This is a genomic window from Arthrobacter sp. S41 (genome assembly GCF_004320535.1).
Lineage (GTDB): Bacteria > Actinomycetota > Actinomycetes > Actinomycetales > Micrococcaceae > Glutamicibacter.
Window position 1 is genome coordinate 2265548 of sequence record NZ_SIHY01000001.1, and the last position, 23533, is coordinate 2289080.

Sequence of the window (23533 nt, forward strand, 5' to 3'; positions counted from 1 at the left end):
ATCCGGGGATCAAATGTGCTGTGCTCAACTGCTCACACGCACCGGCGCGGTGCTGGCGCGATGAATAAATCGGGTCGGAACGATGGAGGTACCCGGCTTTTGCTCACCGGTGCGTAGCTGTTCCAAAATCGCTGCCACACTGCGCCGACCCACCTCGGCAAAGTCTTGATGGATGGTGGTTAGCGGAGGTGAGTAAGCGGGGGTATCTGCCGAGTCATCAAACCCGACAACGCTGAGATCCTCGGGGATCCGGCGACCTGCTTCGGCAGCCGCACGATACAACCCCAAGGCCATCTGGTCATTGGCGCAGAACACCGCGGTGCACTGCGTGTCAGCCACGAGGGTGCGGCCAGCTTCATACCCGGAGGCAGCGCTCCAGTCTCCGCGCACTATGTCCTTAACTTCAAGCCCGGCCTCAATCAGGGTTTCGCGCCATCCGTCCACACGTCGCTGCGCTGCGTAGGAGGATTCCGGTCCTGCGAGGTGGCGGATGGTGGTGTGCCCAAGTTCAAGCAGGTGACGTGTTGCTTGCCGTGCACCGTCAGCTTGGTCGGTGTCCACCACGGTGTAGGCATCACCCGCGTCGGAATCCACCACCACCGTGGGCACCCCGGGAGGCAGTACCACCTTGGCGCGATCGAGCAGGTGAACCTCGACAATGACCGCTACCGCGTCAACCGCCAGCTCTTCCAGGCGCCCAAAAGCATGCTCCACGCCGCTTTGGGTTGGAAGGTCTACCGGAATCAGGGTGACCGCATAACCAGCTTTGGCCGCTGCGACAGAAATCGCCTGGATGGTTCGATGATTACCCACTGCTTCGAGTGAAAAGGTAATGACCCCGATGGTATGAAAGGAGCCCAGCTTCAGTGCCCGAGCGGCACTGTTGGGCCGGTATCCCAACTCATCCATGGCCTTGAGCACCAGTTCCCGGGTTTGCGGAATGACACCTTGATAGCCATTGGAAACCCGTGACACGGTCTGGGCCGAGACCCCGGCACGACGCGCCACGTCCCCCATGGAAACATGGCGCTTTCGTCCCTCACGGGGGGCTTTTCCACTAGTCATAACTCACAGATTACCGTCGAAAACATTTTTAAGGGTTGGCGTAACCCAAATCACACTTTAGGATGTTTACGTAAACATCGCCTCGCCTACTTAGGGCGAATGGGCCGAACTAAGGATCTACATGAGCAATACCATCACGACGCCAACGGCTCACACGCCACCGTCCTCACCGGGTGCACCAGTTACCCCGAGGCGGCGTCGTCAACGCACTTTCGCAACACGTACGAGGTGGACCGGCTGGGGATTCCTCGCACCATTTATGGCCGTCTTCATTCTGGTGTTCATCGCACCGATCATCTACTCGATCTACCTGAGCCTGTTCCACACCCAATTGGTTGGCGGCACCTCCTTTGTAGGATTCGACAACTATGTTCGTGCCTTTAGTGATCCAGTCTTCTGGGGCGGGCTGCTGCGAGTTTCCCTGTTCCTGGCCATCCAAGTTCCCATCATGCTGGGCATCTCGTTGCTCGTGGCCTTAGCCGTGGACTCCGGACGACTTTATGGGTCGGATTTTTTTAGAATTTCCATCTTCCTGCCCTACGCCGTTCCCGCGGTGGTCGCCAGCTTAATGTGGGGCTTCATGTACGGCAGGCGCTTTGGTCTGGTCGGGCAACTCAACGAGTTCTTCGGGTGGGACATCCCAGACTTACTCGGTCCGCAGATCGTCTTGGCTTCCATCGGCAACATCGTGACCTGGGAATTTGTCGGCTACAACATGCTCATCTTCTACGCAGCGTTGCGTGTCATCCCCTCCTCGCTGTATGAGGCGGCAGCCATCGACGGAGCTGGCCAGTGGCGAGTGATCACCGCCATCAAGATTCCAGCCATCCGCGGCGCACTGGTAGTGGCCACGATCTTCTCGATCATTGGCAGCTTCCAGCTGTTCAACGAGCCGAGCATCTTGCAAGCCTTGGCCCCGAACGCCATCACCTCCACCTACACCCCGAACCTCTACGCCTACTCACTGTCCTTCTCCGGACAACAGCAGAACTACTCAGCCACCGTGGCCATCATCATGGGTCTAATCACCATGGTGATCGCCTACGTTGTGCAGCTGCGTGGCATGCGGAAGGACGCCTAAGCATGTCTTTAACAACTCTGCGCCCCGCAACGACGCGCGGCCGCGGGAAACTGGAAACCCCCAGTCAGCCCAAGCGCAACCTACTGCTGACCATCGTGACCGGCATTGTGTTGGTGTATTCGCTCATTCCGCTGATCTGGCTGCTGATCAATAGCACCAAATCTCAAGCCGATCTCTTCTCCACCTTTGGTCTCTGGTTTGGTCACGACTTCAACTTCTTTGAAAACCTCACTCGCGCACTGACCTACGACGATGGCATTTTCCTTCGCTGGCTGGGCAACACCCTGCTCTACGTTGTGATTGGAGCCGGCGGTGCCACCCTGCTGGCAGTGCTCGGCGGTTACGCACTGGCCAAGTTCAACTTCCCCGGGAAGAAAGCCGTATTTGCCATCGTTATTGGCGCGGTTGCCGTGCCGGGTACCGCATTGGCCGTTCCGACCTTCTGGATGTTCAGCCGTTTGAGCCTGACCGATACCCCGTGGGCAATCATCATTCCCTCGCTGATCTCACCTTTCGGCCTGTACCTCATGTGGTCCTTTGCCAAGGAATCCATTCCCGCAGATCTGATGGAAGCTGCACGCATCGACGGTGCGAGCGAATTCCGTACCTTCTGGCAGGTCTGCCTGCCACTACTGGCCCCGGGTACCGTCACCGTTTTGCTCTTCACCATGGTGGCCACCTGGAACAACTACTTCCTGCCGCTGATTATGCTGCGCGATTCCGATTGGTTCCCCCTAACTCTGGGACTGAACCAGTGGAACTCGCAGGCTGCTACCGCTGGCGGCCAAGCAATTTTTGATCTAGTCCTCATGGGCTCACTGCTAACGATCGTCCCGCTGATCATCGCCTTCCTCTTCCTCCAGCGCTACTGGCAGTCCGGCCTCTCGGCCGGCGGCGTCAAGGAATAACCAACAAATAAATACCGAGTTTTTCAACCCAACGAACGGGGAACACCACCATGTCAACGAAGACAACCCGCCGCCTGCTCGCCGGCACCGCCCTGGCACTGTCCGCCGCACTCGGACTCACCGCCTGCGGTGTCGGCCAGGACCCCAGTAAGGCCGCCGCCGAGGGCGGGGAACTGACCATTTGGGCGTGGGAACCCACACTCAAAAAGGTCGTCGAAGCGTACGAGGAAGAACACCCCGAGGTAAAAATTGATCTCGTGAACGTCGGCACCGGCAATGACCAGTACACCGCCGTGCAAAACGCCATCAGCGCTGGTTCCGGTGGCCCAGATATCGCCCAGCTCGAGTACTTCGCCATGGGCCAGTTTGAGCTCAGCGAATCTCTGGCGGAACTCAACGAATTTGGTGCGGACAAGCTGGCTGACCAGTTCGCCACCGGACCATGGGAAGGGATGAGTACCGACTCCAAGGTCTACGGACTGCCGATGGATTCCGGTCCGATGGCCCTGTTCTACAACGCGGCCCTGTTCAAGAAGCACAACATCGACGTACCAAAAACCTGGGAGCAGTACGCGGCGGCAGCTCGTAAGCTGCATGAGGCAGACCCCAAGTCCTACATGGTCAACGACACCGGCGACGCTGGCTTCATCACCTCATTGATCTGGCAGGCTGGCGGCAAGCCATTCACCACGCAAGGCACCGAGGTCGGCATCAACCTGAACGATGAAGGTGCCCAAAAGGTCACCAAGCTCTGGCAGCCATTGCTCGATGACAAGATGGTCGCTCCCATCACCTCCTGGAGCGACGAGTGGTACAAGGGTCTGGGTGACGGAACCATTGCTTCCTTGGTGACCGGCGCATGGATGCCAGCCAATATGGAATCTGGCGTAGCTGAAGGTTCCGGAGACTGGAAAGTTGCTCCCATGCCACAGTGGGAAGACGGAAATATGGCCACCGCAGAAAACGGGGGCAGCGGTTTGAGTGTCCTGAAGGACAGCAAGAATGCCGCTTTGGCCTATGACTTCCTAGAATTCGCCACCGTTGGTGAAGGTGCGGATCTGCGCATCAGCCAGGGCGCCTTCCCGGCAACCACCAAGGATTTGAACGACGAGGAATTCTTGAACCGTAAGTTCGACTACTTCGGCGGACAGCAGATCAACAAGGTCCTCTCCGATTCTTCGGCCAACGTGGTTCCGGGCTGGTCCTACCTGCCATTCCAGGCGTACGCCAACAGCATCTTTAATGACACCGCGGGCAAGGCCTACATCTCAAACACCACCTTGAGTGACGGACTGGGCCAGTGGCAGAAGTCGCTGCAGACCTACGCCACCGACCAGGGCTTCACCGCCAAGTAACCACGCACTACCCCGCGCCACCGCCGGGGCAGAACAGTTTCTGTCCCGGCCACGGCGCTCCACCCCCATCACACACATTGATCCAGGAGAACACTCCATGCAACACCACCGCTGGTTGCGCACCCCCGCTTCAAAGCAACCACGCCTTTCATTCGGTGCCGACTACAACCCCGAACAGTGGCCGCGCGAGGTCTGGGATGAAGACGTCGCACTTATGACTCAGGCAGGGGTGGATGTAGTCAGTGTCGCCATTTTCTCTTGGGCGAAGCTACAGCCAACCGAAAACAGCTGGGACTTCGAATGGCTCGACGAAGTCATAGACCTGCTGCACGCCAATGGCATCGGCGTGGATCTGGCCACCGCCACCGCCTCCCCGCCAGCATGGTTGAGCATGTTGCACCCAGAAATCCTGCCGGTGACCAGTGAAGGAAACACCCTCTGGCAAGGTGGACGTCAGCACTGGCGCCCCACCAGCCCGATCTTCCGCAAGTACTCCCTCGCACTGGTAGAAAAGTTAGCCGAGCGCTATAAAGACCATCCGGCGATTGTCGCCTGGCACGTAAATAACGAGCTAGGTTGCCACAATGCCTACGACTATTCCGATGATGCTGCCGTAGCCTTCCGCGACTGGCTCCGTAAACGTTACGGGAGCATTGAAGCGCTGAACCACGCCTGGGGCACCGCCTTCTGGGCCCAGCAATACGGCAGCTTTGAGCAGATCCTGCCACCACGGCAAGCCGCCGCGTTCCCCAATCCCACCCAGCAGCTGGACTTCTCCCGCTTCAGCTCCGACGCATTGAAGCACTACCTCTCGTCGGAACGAGAAGTGCTCCGACGCATCACCCCGAAGATTCCGGTGACCACCAACTTCATGATCATGGGTGAGACCGGATTTGCGGACTACGCCGACTGGGCGCAAGAAGTGGACTTCGTTTCCAACGACCACTACCGTCAACCCGCTGAGCGTTCGCGCGATGAACTCGGCTTCTCTGCCGCACTGACCTCCGGGGTGGCGCACGGCGAACCGTGGTTCCTGATGGAGCATTCAACCAGTGCGGTGAATTGGCAACCGATCAACCGACCTAAGGCCCCGGGAGAACTGACCCGCGATTCCTTAACTCACGTGGCTCATGGTGCCGACGCGGTCTGCTACTTCCAGTGGCGCCAGTCAGCTGCCGGTGCGGAGAAGTTCCACTCGGCCATGGTTCCGCATGCCGGCGCTGACTCTCGACTTTTCCGTGATGTGGTGGGCCTCGGTGAGCGACTTGGCCAGCTCGGCCCCGTGTTGGGTAGCAACCGGGCGCCATCTCAGGTGGCGATCCTCTTTGATTGGCAGTCGTGGTGGGGCAGCGAATTAGACTCACACCCCACCGATCGGCTGCGCTACCGTGAGGAAGCCTTCGCCTGGTGGTGCGCGCTAATCGACATGGGCGTTCGTGCCGATGTGATGCCGGTAAGCCACGACTTCTCCGGTTACGACATGGTCATCGCACCGGTGCTGTACTCGGTGCCAAAGCCTCTGGCCCAACGCTTGGAAGGCTATGTTCAGGCTGGCGGACACCTTGTCACCACCTACTTCTCTGGCATCGTTGATGAAAACGACCATGCCTGGCTCGGCGGCTACCCAGGCGCCTTGCGCGATGTACTTGGCATCCGTGTTGAGGAGTTCCGTCCCCTGCACCCAGGCGAAACTGTGTCACTGGGTTCGGCTCCTGGCCAAGGCGAGTTGTGGACCGAGATTGTTGATATCACCGCAGAAAACGTCAGCGTGCTGGCCAGTTTTGAGCAGGATGAGGAACTCGGCGGCCGGCCAGCGGTGACCAGACGCGTCTTGGCATCTGGCAGTGCCAGCTACGTTGCAACCCGACTAGATTCTGCTGCCCGCACGGCGGTGCTAGGCAAGTTGTTGGACGCTGCAGGTATCGTCTCCGAACTTCCAGAACACCTGCGTGGTCAGGTTGAATTTGCCCTGCGCCGCGGCGAGAAGTCGGACTTTGCCTTCCTGATCAACCGAACCAACACCGAACTGAGCCTGGACGGTGTTGAAGGCCAGATCATTGGTTCGGCGGATGCTCCGGGTGCCAAGGGAACCCTGGGCGGCCGGGAAGTTGCGGTATTTGAACTGTCCCGCAATAACTAACTGCGGAACCACAAAGATCATGCGAGGTGCCCCCTTTCGGGGGCAGCTCGCATGATCTTTGTAATTAACTGTTAGGTGACGATTTACGCTCGGGATTGTGAGGCCCGGTGGGCGCTCTGAACCATCTCTTCGAGGCTATGGCGCATCTGCCAGTCCAAGTCACGAGCGGCCAACTGTCCGTCAGCAACAATTCGCGCCGGATCGCCCGGGCGGCGTGCTTCTTCTATTGCGGTGAATTGGATACCGGTCACCTTGGCTACCGCGTCCATGATTTCTCGCACGGAAACACCGTCGCCAGAGCCCAGGTTGTACACCGGTTCCAGTTTGGTGCCTGCTTCCAACTTTTTCGCTGCCTCAACGTGCGCCAACGCCAAATCGGCCACGTGCACGTAGTCGCGCACGCAGGTGCCGTCCGCGGTGTCGTAGTCGGTACCGAAGATCTTCGGTGTCTTGGATTCGTTGAGAGCTTTGAATACCAGCGGGAACAAGTTGTGCGGGCTGGCGTCGTACAGCTCTTCGCTGCCCGAACCCACCACGTTGAAGTAACGCAGCGAGGTGTGCTTCAGCCCCGTCGCCACGGCCTGATCACGAATCAGCCATTCACCAATGAGCTTGCTTTGACCATAAGGAGATTCCGGGAAGGTTCCGGTGTTCTCGGTGACCAGCTCAACCGATGGGGTGCCATACACAGCCGCAGATGAAGAGAAAACGATATTCTGCACCCGCGCGTTTTCCATAGCCCGAAGTAGGTTGGCGGTGCCGGTGACGTTTTGTTCAAAAGTCAGCAACGGATTTTTTACCGATTCGCCCGCGTACTTGTAACCGGCCAAGTGGATCACGCCGGTGATGTCATGGCGCTTCATGATTTCGGTGAGCTTTTCGGTATCCAGCACATTGACCGAATAAAAAGGTAGCTCGTTGGCAACAAATCCGCGGACACCGCTGGACATGGAATCAACAATGACCGGGTTCATTGAAGCCTGCTCCAATGAACGCACTACATGCGATCCGATGTATCCAGCTCCGCCGGTAACTAACCAACTCATGCGCGGCCCGCTCCTTGATCTGCAACGACAGTGAAAATATTCGGGGCTTTAAAGCCGGCCTGGGCAAATGCTTCCAGGACCGCTTGGCTAACCGTTTCGATCTGCTCCCGATGGATCAGTGCAATGGAACTTCCACCAAAACCGCCACCGGTCATCCGCGCACCAATTGCCCCGGCTGCTAGTGATGCTTCAACGGCAGTATCTAGCTCTTCGCAGGAAATCTCGTAGTCATCACGCATCGAAACGTGTGATTGGTACAAAAGCTTGCCAACGGCCTGCAGATCCCCGGCTTCCAGCGCCTGCACGGTGTCCAACACTCGCTGATTTTCGGTGACAATATGCTTTGCTCGTCGACGAACCAGCTCATCTTCAATGACCTGTAGCTCATCAACAGTTCCCACATCACGCAGTGAAGGGACCCGCAAGATCTCAGCTGCTTGTTCACAACTACGTCGACGTGCGGCATAACCACCATCTACATGTGAATGCTCCACACGGGTATCGATGACCAATACCACCGCGTCGTTCTGTGCCAGTGGCAACGGTACCGCGCGAGATTCCATGGATCGGCAATCGAGGAACAAGGCATTCTCAGCACGAGACATCAACGAAGCACTTTGGTCCATGATGCCGGTCGGAGCGCCAACAAATTCGTTTTCGGCCCGCTGCGTTAGTTGAGCCATCTGAGTGTGTGAAAGCCCCAGATCATACAGATCTTTCAGTGCCACGATGGTGCTGACTTCCAAAGCGTGTGAGGACGATAGCCCTGAACCCACTGGCACATCGGAATCCACCAGCAGTTCAAAGCCAGAGATCTCAACGTCGTCCAACTGGTTTAGTGCCCACACCACAGCGGTTGGATAGGCGGCCCAGCCAGAAACGGACTGAGGTGTCAGCCCATCAAGTGGCACGCTGGTGACCTTGGGATCTTCATCTGCACCGTAGGTTGACGCTAGGTTCAGTTCGTTCGCCGAATGCTCAAACTGTGCCTTGCGACGAATCGCCACCAACGCATTTTTATCAATGGCAAAAGGAAGCACATAGCCCAGGTTGTAGTCGGTGTGCTCACCGATCAGATTTACCCGCCCCGGCGCACGCCAGATACCTTCCGGGTGACGTCCGTAAAGTTTCAAGAACTTCTGACGCAGGTTTTCGATTCGTCCTGCTGGTTCGTGGATTTCGCTGTTGCTCAAAGCGACACCTCTCGCAATCTTGCTGCCGTCTGTTCCGGCGTAATGTCATTGATAAATGCACCCATGGCGGCCTCAGAGCCGGCCAAGAACTTCAGCTTGTCCGCAGCACGTCGTGGGCTGGTCAGCTGTAGGTGCAATCGGGTGGCAGCCCTGTCCGCTTCGTTAATCGGTGCCTGATGCCAGGCGGCAATGTACGGGGTAGGCGTGTCATAGAGACCATCAAAACGACGCAAGAGATCGCGGTACATGATCGCTAATTCGTCTTTTTCTTCCTTATTCAACGCCGCAAAGTCTGGAACATGGCGGTGCGGAACCAGGTGAGCTTCCAACGGCCAGCGCGCTGCATACGGAACAAACACAGTGAAGTGTTCCCCACGAGCAACAATTCGCGATCCATCCTCGATTTCAGATTCAAGGATCTGTCCCAGCAACGTCTTTTGCGTCTGTGCGTAGTATTCGCGCGCTTGTTCAGCGATCTTTTTTGCCGTCGGGGTCACGTAAGGATAAGCGTAAATCTGGCCATGAGGATGGTGCAGGGTCACGCCAATATCCTGGCCGCGATTTTCAAAGATGAAAACTTGTTCAATGCCCTCCATCGCTGAAAGCTCACGAGTTCGATGAGCCCAGGCGTCCACCACGGTGCGTGCCCGATCATCGGTCAGCGAGCCAAAAGAACCGGCATGGTCAGAGGTGAATACAACCACTTCGCAACGCCCCACAGCGCTCAGTGGCTGTTCAGGTAGCGTCCCGTCAGCTGCAGGTGCTGGCACCCGGCCAAGAGCAGGGCCGAGCGATGGGAAGCGGTTTTCGAAGACCACTACGTCAAATTCCTCGGCGGGAATCTCACTGTGTCGCGCCCCGACGCTCGGGCACAGTGGGCACTGGTCCTTGGGAGGAAGGTAGGTGCGTGACTGGCGGTGCGCCGCCACGGCCACCCAGTCTCCGGTCAAACGGTCAAAACGTAGCTCTCCGGGCTCGCCGCGCGGATCTAGTTCACGTTCGTCGTTGATCTGTTGCGGGAGTGTGCTGCCGGGATCTGCAAAAAACACTGACTCGCGTCCGTCAGCTAAGCGATGACTTATCCAATGTTCAGCGAGCGTCTCGGACTCGATGTTTTTGACTACCATCAGGCTTTCTCCAGTCTCAGATCATGAATGTGCTCGGTAATGGCGTCCACATCCGCAGGGGATAAAGCGTCATCGGTGATGAGGGTGTCGATGGCAGCAAGTTCAGCAATACGGTACAGACCTTTAGTCCCCCATTTGCTGTGATCAGCCAACAACACATTGCTGTTACTGCGTTCAAGGAAGAGTCGGTTGACTTCAACTTCCATCATGTTTGGAGTGCTCAGACCATCTTCAACGCTGAAACCATGGACGCCCATAAAGCAGCGGTCCACATGCAAGGAAGAAATTGCTGCGGTGGCAAGGGGGCCGACCAATGCATCCGAAACGGTTCTCATGCCGCCGGTGAGCAGTACGGTCTGACCTTCTACTGGAGCGTCTTGAAGAAGGTCTGCAATCCTTGGCGAATTAGTCACCACGGTGATGCGCGGAATTTGGCGCAGCGCGCGAGCTAGGGCGAAGGTCGTGGTTCCGGAAGTCAGTGAGACTGACATTCCTGATTCAACCAGTTTGGCTGCTGCCGAAGCGATGGCAGCTTTCTCCGGTAGTTGCAGCTGCGATTTGCTTTGGAACCCTGGTTCATCCGCTGATGAGTCCTGTTGTAATTCGGCGCCGCCGTGAACCTTATGAAGCTCTCCGTCCTTAACCAACTGGTTCAAGTCACGGCGAACTGTCATGTCGGATACGCCAAATTCAGCAGCGAGGTCCGCAACTTTTGCTGCGCCCGCGGCGCGCACGCGCTCAAGAATTTGTTGGCGACGACGGCCAGGCAGGCTCTCACTCACGGGGGCTCCATTCTTCCTCGCCGCACGGCGACGGTGTTGATTCTTCTTCATAATCTAAACACAAACATGTTTATTTCAACAGTCTTGTTGTTTGCTTATGTTCATTCTACTATGATCTAAAGCACACGACCTGACAACGTTGCCCGTATCGGCATTCAAAGAGGAACGCACATGATTCATCATGAAGAACAGCTAAACATTGACGCACAGTGCCTTGTTCACTTGAACAGCGGCGACGTGTCAGTGCTCATCGACCTTGGCGGGCAACAGCTACCTTCCATCGTCCACTGGGGCGCCACCCTAGGGAAGCTCACTTCCCAGCAGGCGATCACCTTGGCCACCGCCAACACCAACCACGTCACTTCCAACAATCAGGACCTGCCGGTACGCACCGACATCTTGGGATCCCAACACGCAGGCTGGTCAGGACGCCCAGGACTAAGCGGAACCCGTGCAGGCAAAGACTGGTCGCCTAAGTTCACGGTGACCTCCGCAGTTCTGCGCAACACCGACGCGCAAGAGATCACCATCAACGGTGAACTAACTTCGGCAACGGCCGCCACACTTCAGATCCTCGCTGCCGACACCGAAAGCGATCTGGAGCTTGGTCTAGACCTCGAACTCACCGCACAAGGTGTGTTCCGAGCTCGCGGAACACTGCGTAATACCGCAGCCACCGCTTACCAGGTTCACGAGTTTGGCCTACTACTGCCACTGCCAAGCAACGCCAGCCAGATCCTCGACTTTGCAGGACACTGGGGCAAAGAACGCGTCCCACAGCGCCGCGAACTGACCGTAGGTACTCACCTGCGCGAAAACCGTAAGGGCCGCACCGGCGCAGACGCCAGCTACGTGCTCAACGTTGGCGAACCCGGCTTCAACTTTGCCACCGGCGAACTCTGGGGCCTTCACCTCGGATACTCGGGCAACCAGCGCGTCTGGGCCGAGAAACTCTACGATGGCAACCGCGCCTTGGGCGCCAGCGAACTGCTGATGCCCGGAGAAATTGAGCTGGGACAGGGCGATACCGTCGACACCCCGTGGATCTACGGCGTCTACGGCAACGGTCTGGATGATCAGGCTCACCGTCTGCACAGCTGGTTGCGCGCCCGCCCCACTCACCCACAACGCCCACGTCCGGTAACCCTGAACGTCTGGGAAGCGGTGTACTTCAACCACGATCTGGCCAAACTCAAATTGCTGGCTGATCGCGCCGCCGACCTTGGTGTTGAACGCTATGTGCTTGATGATGGCTGGTTCGGCTCGCGCCGCGATGACACTTCAGGTCTGGGCGACTGGACCGTATCACCAGAGGTTTGGCCACAGGGCCTGAATCCCCTGATTGATCACGTTACTTCCCTGGGCATGGAATTTGGTCTGTGGTTTGAACCTGAAATGGTCAACGTTGATTCCGAAGTTGCCCACGCGCATCCGGAGTGGATCATGGCTCCAAGTCAGCGACTGCCCATTGAAAGCCGCCATCAGCAGGTGCTGAACCTGGCCATTGATGGAGCCTACGAACACGTCCGCGAGCAGATGCTTGCGGTACTCGAAGCCCACAACATCGCCTACATCAAGTGGGATCACAACCGTGATCTGCTTGAAGCCGGCAATCAGCTGACCGGTAAAGCATCGGTGCATGCGCAGACTCAGGCAGCCTACCGCCTGATGGCTGAGCTCAAGGAACGATTCCCAGAATTGGAAATCGAATCTTGCTCCTCCGGTGGAGCCCGTGTTGATCTGGGCGTACTGGAACACACCGACCGTGTTTGGGCTTCGGATGATATTGACCCATTTGAGCGTCAGCAGATACACCGTTGGACCCAGCAGCTGATCCCAGCTGAACTTATGGGTTCACACGTTGCCTCCGGCGCTTCGCACACCACCCACCGCAATCACTCCTTGCACTACCGTGCAGGTACTGCGTTCTGGGGACATATGGGCATCGAGTGGGACCTGACCGAAGCCGATCCAGAGGACATGAAGGAACTTCGTGCCTGGATCGAATCCCACAAGGAACACCGCGAGCTGCTACACACCGGTCGTATGGTGCGCGTGGACCAGTTCGATTCATCGTTGGACATCCACGGAGTGGTAAGCCAAGACGGCACCGAGGCACTTTTCGCCGTGGTCAGCCTGGCACTAGCGGACACTGACCCTATCGGAAAGTTCAGATTTGCTGGACTCGATAACTCGCTGGATTACCAGATCCGCGATGTCACCCCTGGGTTCCCGGCGAGCGCCGAGTACCAGTCTCGCCATCCACAGTCGACTCACCGTGAACTGAATATGCGTCTGCCCGCATGGTGGCCCGTTGCGGAAGCAGTCATCCTCAGTGGCGCTGGACTGCAAAAAGCAGGAGTCTTCAGCCCTTGGCTCAACCCCGAATCTCTGCGCATCTTGCACCTGCGCGCAACCAGCACTAAGGAAACCAAATGAGTTCCGCAGCCCCCTACCGCTCGCTGAGCCAGGCTAAACGAAGCCGTCGCTCACGCCAAGACCTTCGTCTGGCAATCATCTTCTTAACTCCGGCGGCCATTGGTTTTTTGGTTTTCCTCGTCTGGCCAACCCTGCGCGGTATCTGGTTGAGCTTCACCTCGTACAACCTGCTCACTCCGGCTGAGTTTGTCGGGTTCGCTAACTACGAGCGCATGTTTGGTGATCCGGTATTTTGGCAGTCCATGAAGGTCACCATTGAGTACGTGGTGATCAACATTGGACTGCAGACTGCGGTAGCGCTGGTCATTGCCTTGCTCATGCACCGGCTGACCCAGTCCACACTATTGCGTGGAATCGTGCTGATGCCTTACCTGGTCTCAAACGTGGTTACGGCCATCGTGTTCCTGTGGATCTTGGATGTTCAGTTTGGTGTGGCCAACCAAATCCTTGAGTGGATTGGTGTGGAGAAGATTGGTTTCCTTTCGAGTGAAACGTGGGCTATTCCTACCATCGCGTTGATCAACGTGTGGCGTCACGTCGGTTACACGGCACTACTGATTTTTGCTGGCTTGCAGATGCTGCCCAACGATGTTTTTGAAGCAGCCAAACTAGATGGCGCGGGCGAATTCCGTTCCTTCTTCTCCATCACCATGCCGCTACTGCGTCCGATTCTTGCCCTCGTGTTGATCATGACGGTCATCGGTTCCTTCCAGGTCTTTGACACGGTCGCGGTGACCACCGGCGGTGGACCAGCCAACGCCACCAACGTTCTGCAGCTCTACATCTACGACGTAGCTTTTGGGCGCTTCCAGTTCGGTTACGCCTCAGCAATGTCAGTAGCGCTGCTCGTCGTACTGGGCATCATCACCTTCATCCAATTCCGTTTGACCCGTGCCGGGTCTAGCGACATGAACTAACGGCGGTCCACCATGACAACTACAGCAGCTCATCGCGCAACAAAGACCACGGCACCGGAACCTATCAAGGTTGGCCGACGTGTATCCCCAGGACGCATCGTGGCCTGGGTGGTAATGATTCTGGTCATTATCGTTACCTTGTTCCCGTTCTACTGGATGCTCCGCACGGCGCTGTCCACCAACCAGGGCCTGCAAGCCAACCCGGCTTCGTGGCTACCACCAGAATTCACTTTTGGCGCATTTGAACGTGTTTTGGGGCTGCAGAGCACCGAACAGGCCATCGCTGAAGGCGGTTCGGGTACGCAACTAGACTTCTGGCGTTACCTGCTCAACTCGGTGTTTGTTTCTACCCTGATCACCGTTTGCCAGCTAACTTTCTCAGCCATGGCAGCCTTCGCGTTTTCGCGTTTGACCTGGCCGGGACGAGACAAGGTATTTGCAATCTTCATCGGTGGACTGATGGTCCCTTCGATTTTCACCCTGTTGCCAAACTTCGTCTTGATCAAGCAGCTCGGTTTGATCGATAACCTGGTGGGCATTGCCTTGCCTACGATGTTCATGACGCCCTTTGCGGTATTTTTCTTCCGCCAGTTCTTCTTGAACGTGCCTAAGGAAATCGAAGAAGCGGCATTGATTGATGGGGTATCCAAAGTAGGAATCTTCTTCCGCATTGTGCTTCCAATGTCCAGCTCACCGTTGGCCACCTTGGGAATCCTGACCTACATCACCTCGTGGAACGACTACTTCTGGCCGTTGATGGTTTCCTACACTGACTCCTCGCGAGTGCTCACCGTGGCTTTGGGTGTCTTCCGTTCCCAGTCCCCTCAATCGGGAACTGACTGGGCTGGGCTCATGGCAGCAACACTCATTGCAGCGTTGCCCATGATTCTGCTCTTCGGTGTCTTCGCCAAGCGCATCGTAAACTCCATCGGCTTCAGCGGAATCAAATAGGAGAACCCAATGAAATCCACTGAACTTCGCTCCTCACAGCGCGCCCGGAGAATCACCGCCGTACTCGCCACCACTGCACTGGCTTTAACTGGCTGTGCAGGCAACGGTGAAAACGCTCAGTCCTCCAACACCATCGATTACTGGATGTGGGACACCAGCCAGCTTCCGGCATATCAGAAATGCGCCAGCGGCTTTGAAAAAGACAATCCAGAGCTGAAGGTGAACATCACCCAGTACGGTTGGGACGACTACTGGAGCAAGCTCACCGCAAGCTTCATCGCCGGCACCGGGCCAGATGTTTTCACCAACCACGTTTCGCAATACCCACAGTTCGTTTCGCTAGATGTTCTGGCACCACTGGATGATTTCAAAGACATCCAGGGTGTAGATCAAGATGCGTTCCAAGACGGGCTCAAAGATTTGTGGACCGGTGAAGATGGCAAACAGTACGGAATGCCTAAGGACTGGGACACCATCGCGGTGTACTACAACCAGAAAATCTTCGAGGACGCAGGGGTCAAACCCGAAGAGGTTTCCAACTCGCAGTGGGCCCCAACCGATGGCGGTAGTTTCGAAAAGGTAGTCGCTCACCTGACGGTTGATGCCAACGGAACCCGTGGCGATGAACCTGGGTTCGACAAGAACAAGGTCAAGATTTATGGCCTAGGACTGTCCAACTCCGGCGGCGATAACGCGGGTCAAAGCCAGTGGGCAGGCTTCGCTGCTTCCAACGGTTGGCAGGCAACCAACCAGCCACTGTGGGGAACCCACTACAACTACGATGATCCGAAAGTTCATGAAACTTTGGACTGGTACTTTGGACTCACCGACAAGGGCTTCATGCCACATTACGGTCAGTTCAACTCCGCCGATGGTGTCATCGGTCAGGTCACTTCCGGTTCAGTCGCCATGGTGACAGATGGAGCCTGGATGAACGCGTCCTACGCAGCCAGCGAAAGCAAGATTGGTGCAACGCGTTTGCCAAAGGGTCCGGATGGAACCAGCAAGTCCGCCATTAACGGACTGGCCGACTCGGTAGTCAAGAGCAGTGACAACCCTGAAGCGTCCGCACGTTGGGTTGCCTACCTGGCCAGCGAGAAGTGCCAAAGCGTGGTCGCCAAGGCGGGCGTGGTCTTCCCAGCACGTCGTGACGCCACGGATATCACTTCAAAGATCTACGCGGAAAAGGGTCTGAATCCGGAAGCTTTCACCGGTCCAGTGAAGGAAGGCAATACGTTCTACCTTCCGGTCACTGACCACGGAGCCGACGTCACCTCGTTGATCATTCCAGCATTGGAAGATCTCTGGGCCAACCGCAGGCCGGCGTCCACCTTGGACAAAACCAATGACGCCATAAATAACGTGTTCACCAACTAGCCACGTTTACCTTGCACATAGATGTAGCCGACAGCCTGAGGCTGTCGGCTACATCTATTTTCAGCGGTGCACTGATTTCCCGTTTTTAGTGCCCTGAACCAGTCTGGTTCAGCTTGGGAAGTGGCATCTGGATTTCTCCGGTTTGAATCTTTTGATAATCATCCGGCGTGACCACAGGAATTTCGTACCCTTCCTTATCAATCAGCTTTCCGTCTTCAAAATGGTCTCCGTCAATCAGTCCGCAAACTTCGTCTTGTTTGACCATGCGAGGAGGGGCCGCCGAGAAGACCGAAGCGTTCTTGGTATTGCCAAAAGTGAATTCGTTGAACAGCAGATTGAGCAGCACGGCCATGATGGCTGCGGAGGAAATGCCGGAGTGGAAGATCGTCTCAAACCAGGTGGGGAAACCTGAGTAGAAATCACTCTTGACGATCGGGATGCAACCAAAGGCAATCGACGTGGCCACGATGACCAAGTTCATGCCGTCGTACTTGACCTTAGAGAGCGTACGAATTCCGGATGCCGCCACGGTGCCAAAGAGTACGATTCCCGCACCACCCAAGACTGGGGTTGGAATGGCTGCAACAACGCGTCCTAGGACAGGAAGCAGGCCAAGCACCATCAAGATGCCGCCGCCTGTAGCCACAACAAAGCGGCTGGTAATTCCCGTGATAGCCACTAGGCCAACGTTTTGCGCAAACGCCGACTGGGTGAAGGTATTAAATATCGGGGCAATCGCGGAGGAGGCCATATCGGCACGCAGTCCATTAGCGATTCGCTTTGAATCAACCTTTGTCCCAGCAATTTCACCTACAGCAAGAACGTCAGCCGTAGTCTCCGTGAGGATCACCAGCACCACGATGGTCATGGAGATGATGCCGCCAATTTCAAATACCGGCATTCCGAAAGCGAAGGGACGAGGGAAAGCGAAGAAGGCGCCTTGGCCTACCTTGGAAAAATCGGTCATGCCAAGCAAGGCGGCAACCACGGTTCCGATCACGATGGCCAGCAGAATCGACATGCGTGAGATCGCAGCGTTGCCCACCTTGGAGAGCAGCAGTACTATCAGGAGCGTGAGGGCGGCCAAGCCAATATTGCTAAGCGATCCGTAGTTTTCGGCCTTTGCGTCTCCGCCCATGGCCCAGTTAGCGGCAACCGGGGTGAGCGAGATTCCGATCATCGTGATGACTACGCCGGTGACAACCGGCGGGAAGAACCGGATAATCCTCGCGAAAAACGGGGCAACAAATAACCCAATTAGTGCTGCGACAAGAACTGCGCCGAAGGCCGCTGGCAGTCCCCCGCCACCGTTCACTATGGCCACCAAGGTAGCCACCGAGGCGAACGAGGTGCCTTGCACCAAAGGTAACTGAGCTCCGAAGAATGGAATGCCGATGGTTTGCAGCAAGGTGGCGATGCCACCAACAAACAGACAACAAGCGACGAGCAGGCCGATATCTTCTGGTGAGACTCCAGCTGCGTTGCCGATGATCAGTGGCGGAGCAATAATTCCTCCGTACATGGTCAAGACATGCTGTAAGCCGTAGGCCAGACTTTTCCCAACCGAAAGTTCTGTGTCCTCGGGTCTTATGGCTTTGATAGATTCATCAGGTGTAGCGCTCAAGGCTGACCTCCTACGTCAGTTGCTGCCAAGGGTGTGCCAGTGTGTCCGCACCGGCACACCCTCAACGCTGTTCGTTTAGATAAAAGCCGGGATATTGGCCCAGATTGGGTGATTAGCCTCGGTGTCTTCACGGGTAATGGTCGCTTCGATCAGACCGTAGGGACGATCCGCCGCGAAGAAGACCTCGTTGGGGTTGTCCTGTCCGAAGACGTCCAAGTCCACGAGGAAGTGGTGCTTGTTGGGCAAGGACATCTTGATTTCGGCAATTTCTGGGTGCGCTTCAAGAACGGCCTGTCCCATCTGGAACATCGTTTGCTGCAATGCGTAGGAGTGAGTCTGCGCAAATTGGGTCAGCAACAGGTTACGCACCGAGGCATACAGAGAATCAAAGTCGATTCCTTCAGCGATAGCCTGATCGGTGTAACGCCAGCGAGCGGTCACATCGGTAGCCAGGATGCGGTCGGTGGTTTCCTTCAGGGTTGTGTACTTGTCCTGTGGAAAACCGTGGAATTCGCTGCCAGTGGATTTGAGCACCGTGAGATCTTCAAGACCGGAGACGATGGATTTTTTGCCTTGAGCATCGATTTCCAGCACTGCGGTGCGGACCTCGGACTTGTTCTGCGAGAAGGCATGGTCGTGATCGTTGATGCGGTCCCAAGAGAACTGCTGCGCTGCCCAGCGACCGCCGGTGATCCATTCAAATTCACCGGTGAAGTGTTCGCCCAACTTCACCAGGAATTCCTCTACGGCGCCCACGCCATTGCGGGCTAGGCCGTAGACAGTGTTTTTCTGCGTGTCGGTGGCGACAACTCGTGAATTGTCTCCGTCTTGGTGTGCGGCGCTGAAGTCACCGTGTAGCTGGCTGGTGACGTTCAAATCTTGGATCTGGTGGCGTTCGGTGTCGCGGGTGATTTTGACCAAGCGAACTTCGGCCTTGCCGTACTGGTTGGATCCGAGCACGATCTTGGTCTGGGTTGGGGCGGTGGTTTCGGTAGTCATTTCTCTAACTCCCTCGGTATGTGGAATAGGCAAACGGGCTGATAAGAAGGGGTACGTGGTAGTGCTCATCGACGTTGTTTACGAAAAAATCGATGCTTACCGCGGGGAAGAAGCTTTCCGTTCCCTGCTTCCCGAAGTAGTCGCCGGTTTCAAAAGAAATCCGGTAGCGACCGGCTTCACCCTTTGTCGGTCCGAGATTTTTGATACGGCCATCCGCATCGGTCAATCCCGTTCCGATTTCTTGCCAGCCGGATGCCGTTTTGGCTTCCAGCGTGGCCTTAACACCGGAGGCAGGCCTCCCGGTCCCGGTGTTGAGTATGTGGGTGGTGATGTGGCTGCGTTCTGCACTGTCATCTGCCATGGTCATCTCCTAATCGTTGGAGGGAATTAGTTAGTAATGAGGTCTTTGAGCCGAAGGACAGCTATTTCGCGCAATTGCCGGGCGACTTCGGCAGCTTCTGTTTTTTCATCGTTGCTCAGCCGGCGTTCGCACTCGGCCAGAATCTCTTCGGTGCTTCGACCTGCTGCACGGATGAGGAAAACGCGGTCAAAACGCTGTTCATAATTTTGGTTGGCCGCTTTCAGACGCGAGGTGGCATCACCATCTAGGCTCAGTGAGGCCTGCTCGCCACGAGACATCTCGGCTTCCTTGCTTTGACCCTGCGCCCGTTCGCCGATGCGCGGGTGCTGCGCCAAGGCAGCATCAAGTTCTTGGGGGTCAAAAGGAGCGATGCCGTCTAGGGCATAGGAAGAAAGTTCGTCCCGGTTTGCAAAAGGACGGGCAGCAATCAGCTCATGGATCCAACGGTCCACATCAACGCAGGGCCGTAAGAGAGTTTCGGCTTGGTCTGCGGATAGTTCGTTGAACGCGTCGAGGTGCATTGGGTGATCAGCTCATTTCATCGGTCGACATTCCACGGACCTTGGCTGAACACCCTTACCACCGAAAAACTACTTTCGGCTTCGACTCGATGCTGGTTTCGTGGAACCTTGTGGCTCAACTGTAAGCCAACTCACGCAGTGCGCGTCAAGGGAATGCGCCAGAAATTTACATGATCGTATTTGTTAAATACTTTTCACAGGGCGGCCAAAACTACTACCTCGTAGCCCTTGCCAAGGACCCAGAGTGGCTCACATACTGGTTTCACTAGATAAAAGATAATTTTCACAATACGAAAATTTGAGAACGAGGGAGAGTCTCATGACCACCGTCGACCCGACAAAAATTAAATTTCAGACGCAGGAAAATGATTCATCTGGCAGCACGGATGCGTTGCGAACCGGATTGTTTCAGCCGATCGAAGGTCTGGACCCAGACATGGCGCGACACCCAAAGATCTCGCACACTGCACCCTCTGCATGGACCAAGATCTTTGGTTCTAACGCCGAGCACTAAGGGTCACGGCGAGCGCCAAAGCGCAGCGCACGGAACCCCTGTCCCACCGAGCCTTCGTCGGGAAATTAACGTCGCGTGAAGTCCATGAAGTCTGCCGGCGAGGTGCTCGGTGCAGCCATCATGCCCACCACGGAATCGACCAAGAAGTAGCCCACCGATTCCCAGGTGCCTATCGCTTCACCCTCATTAACCGAGCCCTCATATTCGGCGCAGAGTCCCAACAGCATTGGACCTAGGATCTTGGCGCGGGCGCTGATAACAACCTCAGGAAGACCCTCTAACTCTTCGGGCAGCCGCCTCTTCACTTCACTTCCCCGCAGGTCCTCATCAACCAAACCGGCCAGCATCTCGCGCAGGTCTGGACGAAACAACGCCTGAAATAGGAATTTTGCTCGCCATGAAGGTTTAGGCAGTGCATCAAAAGAAAAGACCAGTGGCAGCGTGTACAGCGTGACTATTTCACGCAGATTCATCATTGATGCATCCGAGCTCAACGGCAGTTCAGCGCGGATGGCCCGAACGTCATCCATCGCACGGCCAACCATCGCAGCTAAGAGATCGTCTCGACTCCCAAAGTGATATTTGATGGCCGAGTGGTTCGCCGTGCCAGCATGTTCGGTGATCTTGCGGTTAGAAACCGCATCGATTCCGTGCAACGCAAAAAGCTCTTCTGCCGCATCTAGCAGTACTTCTCGCGCCTTGTCGCTATGTCGACTCACGGAATATTTCCCTTCAAAGCTGGTACGTCCAGTGATCTTAATGGTGATCTATGGCGCTTCCAATGTCATTTTTACGCCACGTGGCGTAAAGTCGTTGATGTACTTCATCTAAAGCCAGTTGTTCCACCAAAGCAACTCGGACTGTCTAAACCTCAGGAGCCAGAGCAATTGAGCACTGCACCCACCGATCCACACAGCACGCCGCCTTCTCGGCGCGAAGCAAAACTGGAACCACACGAAACCTCTGAACAAGAGATCGCCGCCAAGCGGGCCAAGGCTGAAAAGATCGGGCGGACAGTTGCCGTTTTCATCATGCCATTGATGATCGTGGGCATGATGATTTGGGGCTACCTAGGTGCTATGCACCATCAAGAAGCCAAGAACATGCCTGTTGCAATCACCGCATCAAGCTCAACAGCCGCAGAAAAATTTGCTGAGTCACTTGAAGAGAGTGACGGCGATGCGGTGGACATCAAGATTCTCGACTCCGCATTAGAAGCTCGAACACAGGTCACTGACCGCGAGGTCACGGCAGCGGTGGTGCTTGATGATCAATCTGCAACCCTGTACACCGCCAGTGGCGCAGGTGTTTCCAGCTCCTCGGCAATCACCGCAGTGCTCACCCCGGCTTTGGCGCAACAGGGTTTCACGGTCAACAGCCAAGACCTTGTGCCACTTCCTGCCAATGACTCCATGGGCATGGGCGCGATGCTTCTGTCCACAGCAATGATCACTGCCGGTTACATGCCATGGTCTTTGGCTTTCTCCAACTCTCCTGAACTGCTCAAGCGCCGCCGTGCACTGCCACTGTTGGCCGGCTGGTAACTTCTGCTCTCAGGTTTGGGCATCTTGATTGGCGGACCAATTTTGGGCGTCATTCCAGCAGCGAGCATTATCCCGGTCTGGGGCACGCTGGCCTTGGGCGTCTTTGCCGTCGGTTCCTCGCAGGTTCTTTTGACCCGCATCTTTGGTCCTATGGCCGTCATCCCAGGCATGTTCCTGTTCATGGTGCTCGGTCAGCCGGCCTCCAATATGGGCATGTCGGTTTATATGCTGCCTAAGATCTTCCCGTTCTTGCACCAGTTCCTACCGATGCCTGCCCTGGGTGAGGCCATGCGATCGGTACTCTACTTTGATGGCAACGGGGCCGCGAAACATCTTTTGATTCTCATCGCTGGCGCGGTGGCAGCTATCTTGCTGACCACGCTGATCGACTTCCTGAGGACTCGCAAGGGTAAGAGCGCTACCCCTACCCAGATTAATGTCGCCTCCCTCCACGGGGGACCTCGCCCGCAAAACCGGGCATGGCGCTACATCGCTCTGGGCGCAGTACCTTTCACCATGATCGCCATCATGCTTTCGGCAATGCTCGGCGCCATGCAGGAACCAACTCCACGCCACATGCCAGTGGCCCTGGTTGGTTCCACAACACAACAGGCACAGCAGATGGCCGATTCCTTGAATGAATCAATGGAGGGAAAGTTCGACTTCACCATCGTGGATGATGCAGCTGAGGCCAAATCCATGGTCGAGTCTCAGGACCTCACCGGCGCATTTATTCTGCCAAGTCAGGATGATCCGCAGGCAACTATCTATACCGCGCAAGCCTCAGGCAATGCCGCCTCGCAGGTAGTAGTTCAGGTCTTCACCCAGATCGGTCAGTCCCAAAATATGACCGTAGATCATCAGGAGCTCGCGGCACTGCCAGCGGGCGACAATATGGGCACGGTGGCCATGTATCTGGGCATGGGATGGGTGATGGCAGGCTTCATGGTCATCATGGTTGGTTCCACAGCTGCACCGCATACCCGTCCGTTACCAAAACTCATCCCGCTGCTGGCCGTGTACTCGGCCTTCATGTCTGTCGTGTTGTATTTGATTGCCGGACCGTTCACCAACTCGGTTGATGGACACTTCTGGAAGCTGTTTAGTGTCGGCATGCTCGCCATCTTTGCCGTGGCGATGCTAACTACGGTATTCAACCGTCTGATCGGAATGCTCTGCCTGCTGCCAACAATGCTGATCGTGATGTTCCTCGGTGTGCCAGCGTCCAACGGCGCACTGTCGATCTATATGGAACCGCGCATGTTCAACATCCTGCATGACATCCTTCCGATGCCAGCGGCCGTTGAATCCATTCGATCAATTCTGTACTTCGATTCAGAAGGCCTCGGTGCACATTTGATCACCCTAGCCATCTGGGCCCTGGTGTGCTTGGCCCTGACCTTGGTGATCGACCAGCTTAAGGTCGTGCAAACAACCAGCCACCCCATCCCTGAAGAGGAACTAGCCGCCCTTCAAGGACGCGCATTGGAAGCTAAGGCAACGCAGGCTGCGCAGAGCGCAGATCAAATTGATGCCGAAGCCCAGCACCTGATCGATGATCAGAAAGAGACGGTTACGGTGTAGCCGTA

The 23533-nt window shown here is 56.3% G+C and carries 21 protein-coding genes; 11 read left to right on the forward strand and 10 right to left on the reverse strand.

Annotated features, from left to right (window positions below):
- Positions 1-24: 24 nt before the first annotated feature.
- On the reverse strand, positions 25-1065 hold the full coding sequence (locus EYR88_RS10390; protein WP_242632520.1) for a LacI family DNA-binding transcriptional regulator: 1041 nt from the start codon (positions 1063-1065) through the stop codon (positions 25-27).
- Positions 1066-1186: 121 nt separating this feature from the next.
- Here EYR88_RS10390 and EYR88_RS10395 point away from each other — a divergent pair, with 121 nt between their 5' ends.
- From EYR88_RS10395 to EYR88_RS10410, 4 genes are all read left to right on the forward strand, one after another.
- Positions 1187-2146, forward strand: a complete 960-nt coding sequence (locus tag EYR88_RS10395) for a sugar ABC transporter permease (protein ID WP_131089570.1) — start codon at positions 1187-1189, stop codon at positions 2144-2146.
- 2 nt (positions 2147-2148) lie between these two features.
- A complete protein-coding gene (locus tag EYR88_RS10400; protein ID WP_131089571.1) occupies positions 2149-3054 on the forward strand; it encodes a carbohydrate ABC transporter permease in 906 nt (301 codons plus the stop codon).
- A gap of 50 nt (positions 3055-3104) precedes the next feature.
- Positions 3105-4409 carry a sugar ABC transporter substrate-binding protein gene (locus tag EYR88_RS10405; protein ID WP_131089572.1) on the forward strand — a complete coding sequence of 435 codons (1305 nt, stop codon included), beginning with the start codon at positions 3105-3107 and terminating at the stop codon, positions 4407-4409.
- Between the two features lie 97 nt (positions 4410-4506).
- Positions 4507-6549, forward strand: a complete 2043-nt coding sequence (locus EYR88_RS10410) for a beta-galactosidase (RefSeq protein ID WP_131089573.1) — start codon at positions 4507-4509, stop codon at positions 6547-6549.
- Positions 6550-6632: 83 nt separating this feature from the next.
- Here EYR88_RS10410 and galE read toward each other — a convergent pair whose 3' ends face one another.
- The 4 genes from galE to EYR88_RS10430 are packed head-to-tail and all read right to left on the reverse strand — an operon-like array spanning position 6633 to position 10697.
- Positions 6633-7595, reverse strand: coding sequence for a UDP-glucose 4-epimerase GalE (galE, locus tag EYR88_RS10415; protein ID WP_131089574.1), 963 nt, complete (start codon positions 7593-7595; stop codon positions 6633-6635).
- Positions 7592-8788 (reverse strand): galactokinase, encoded by a 1197-nt coding sequence (galK, locus tag EYR88_RS10420; protein WP_242632521.1) that lies wholly within the window; start codon positions 8786-8788, stop codon positions 7592-7594. The genes galE and galK overlap by 4 nt, the downstream gene beginning before the upstream one ends.
- Complete coding sequence (gene galT / locus EYR88_RS10425) at positions 8785-9915, reverse strand: galactose-1-phosphate uridylyltransferase (protein ID WP_131089575.1); 1131 nt, start codon at positions 9913-9915, stop codon at positions 8785-8787. The genes galK and galT overlap by 4 nt, the downstream gene beginning before the upstream one ends.
- A complete protein-coding gene (locus tag EYR88_RS10430; RefSeq protein WP_131089576.1) occupies positions 9915-10697 on the reverse strand; it encodes a DeoR/GlpR family DNA-binding transcription regulator in 783 nt (260 codons plus the stop codon). Before EYR88_RS10430 ends, galT begins: the two co-directional genes overlap by 1 nt.
- 171 nt (positions 10698-10868) lie before the next feature.
- On the opposite strand from EYR88_RS10430, the gene EYR88_RS10435 reads away from it, so the two are divergent.
- Genes EYR88_RS10435 through EYR88_RS10450 form a run of 4 tightly spaced genes read left to right on the forward strand, consistent with a single transcriptional unit; the run spans position 10869 to position 16381 of the window.
- Positions 10869-13136 carry an alpha-galactosidase gene (locus EYR88_RS10435; protein WP_131089577.1) on the forward strand — a complete coding sequence of 756 codons (2268 nt, stop codon included), beginning with the start codon at positions 10869-10871 and terminating at the stop codon, positions 13134-13136.
- Positions 13133-14053, forward strand: a complete 921-nt coding sequence (locus tag EYR88_RS10440) for a sugar ABC transporter permease (RefSeq protein ID WP_131089578.1) — start codon at positions 13133-13135, stop codon at positions 14051-14053. The genes EYR88_RS10435 and EYR88_RS10440 overlap by 4 nt, the downstream gene beginning before the upstream one ends.
- A 12-nt stretch (positions 14054-14065) precedes the next feature.
- Positions 14066-15004 (forward strand): carbohydrate ABC transporter permease, encoded by a 939-nt coding sequence (locus tag EYR88_RS10445; protein ID WP_131089579.1) that lies wholly within the window; start codon positions 14066-14068, stop codon positions 15002-15004.
- A gap of 9 nt (positions 15005-15013) precedes the next feature.
- Positions 15014-16381 carry a sugar ABC transporter substrate-binding protein gene (locus tag EYR88_RS10450; RefSeq protein WP_131089580.1) on the forward strand — a complete coding sequence of 456 codons (1368 nt, stop codon included), beginning with the start codon at positions 15014-15016 and terminating at the stop codon, positions 16379-16381.
- Between the two features lie 85 nt (positions 16382-16466).
- Here the strand turns inward: EYR88_RS10450 and EYR88_RS10455 are convergent, their stop codons facing one another.
- The 4 genes from EYR88_RS10455 to uraD form a co-directional block, all read right to left on the reverse strand.
- A complete protein-coding gene (locus EYR88_RS10455; protein WP_131089581.1) occupies positions 16467-18005 on the reverse strand; it encodes a nucleobase:cation symporter-2 family protein in 1539 nt (512 codons plus the stop codon).
- A gap of 75 nt (positions 18006-18080) precedes the next feature.
- The gene (pucL, locus tag EYR88_RS10460; protein ID WP_131089582.1) at positions 18081-19004 is read right to left on the reverse strand and encodes a factor-independent urate hydroxylase; all 924 of its coding nucleotides are present in this window, start codon (positions 19002-19004) and stop codon (positions 18081-18083) included.
- Positions 19005-19008: 4 nt separating this feature from the next.
- On the reverse strand, positions 19009-19365 hold the full coding sequence (uraH, locus tag EYR88_RS10465) for a hydroxyisourate hydrolase (RefSeq protein ID WP_131089583.1): 357 nt from the start codon (positions 19363-19365) through the stop codon (positions 19009-19011).
- Between the two features lie 26 nt (positions 19366-19391).
- Positions 19392-19886: a 2-oxo-4-hydroxy-4-carboxy-5-ureidoimidazoline decarboxylase gene (gene uraD / locus EYR88_RS10470; protein ID WP_131089584.1), complete on the reverse strand. Its 495-nt coding sequence runs from the start codon at positions 19884-19886 to the stop codon at positions 19392-19394.
- A gap of 319 nt (positions 19887-20205) precedes the next feature.
- Between uraD and EYR88_RS10475 the strand changes: the two genes are divergently transcribed.
- Positions 20206-20400, forward strand: coding sequence for a hypothetical protein (locus EYR88_RS10475; RefSeq protein ID WP_131089585.1), 195 nt, complete (start codon positions 20206-20208; stop codon positions 20398-20400).
- Positions 20401-20465: 65 nt separating this feature from the next.
- Here EYR88_RS10475 and EYR88_RS10480 read toward each other — a convergent pair whose 3' ends face one another.
- A complete protein-coding gene (locus tag EYR88_RS10480) occupies positions 20466-21119 on the reverse strand; it encodes a TetR/AcrR family transcriptional regulator (RefSeq protein ID WP_165477322.1) in 654 nt (217 codons plus the stop codon).
- 168 nt (positions 21120-21287) lie between these two features.
- On the opposite strand from EYR88_RS10480, the gene EYR88_RS10485 reads away from it, so the two are divergent.
- Positions 21288-21944, forward strand: coding sequence for an ABC transporter permease (locus EYR88_RS10485; RefSeq protein ID WP_131089587.1), 657 nt, complete (start codon positions 21288-21290; stop codon positions 21942-21944).
- Positions 21945-21968: 24 nt separating this feature from the next.
- Positions 21969-23528, forward strand: coding sequence for an ABC transporter permease (locus tag EYR88_RS10490; protein WP_131089588.1), 1560 nt, complete (start codon positions 21969-21971; stop codon positions 23526-23528).
- The last annotated feature ends 5 nt before the right edge of the window (positions 23529-23533 follow it).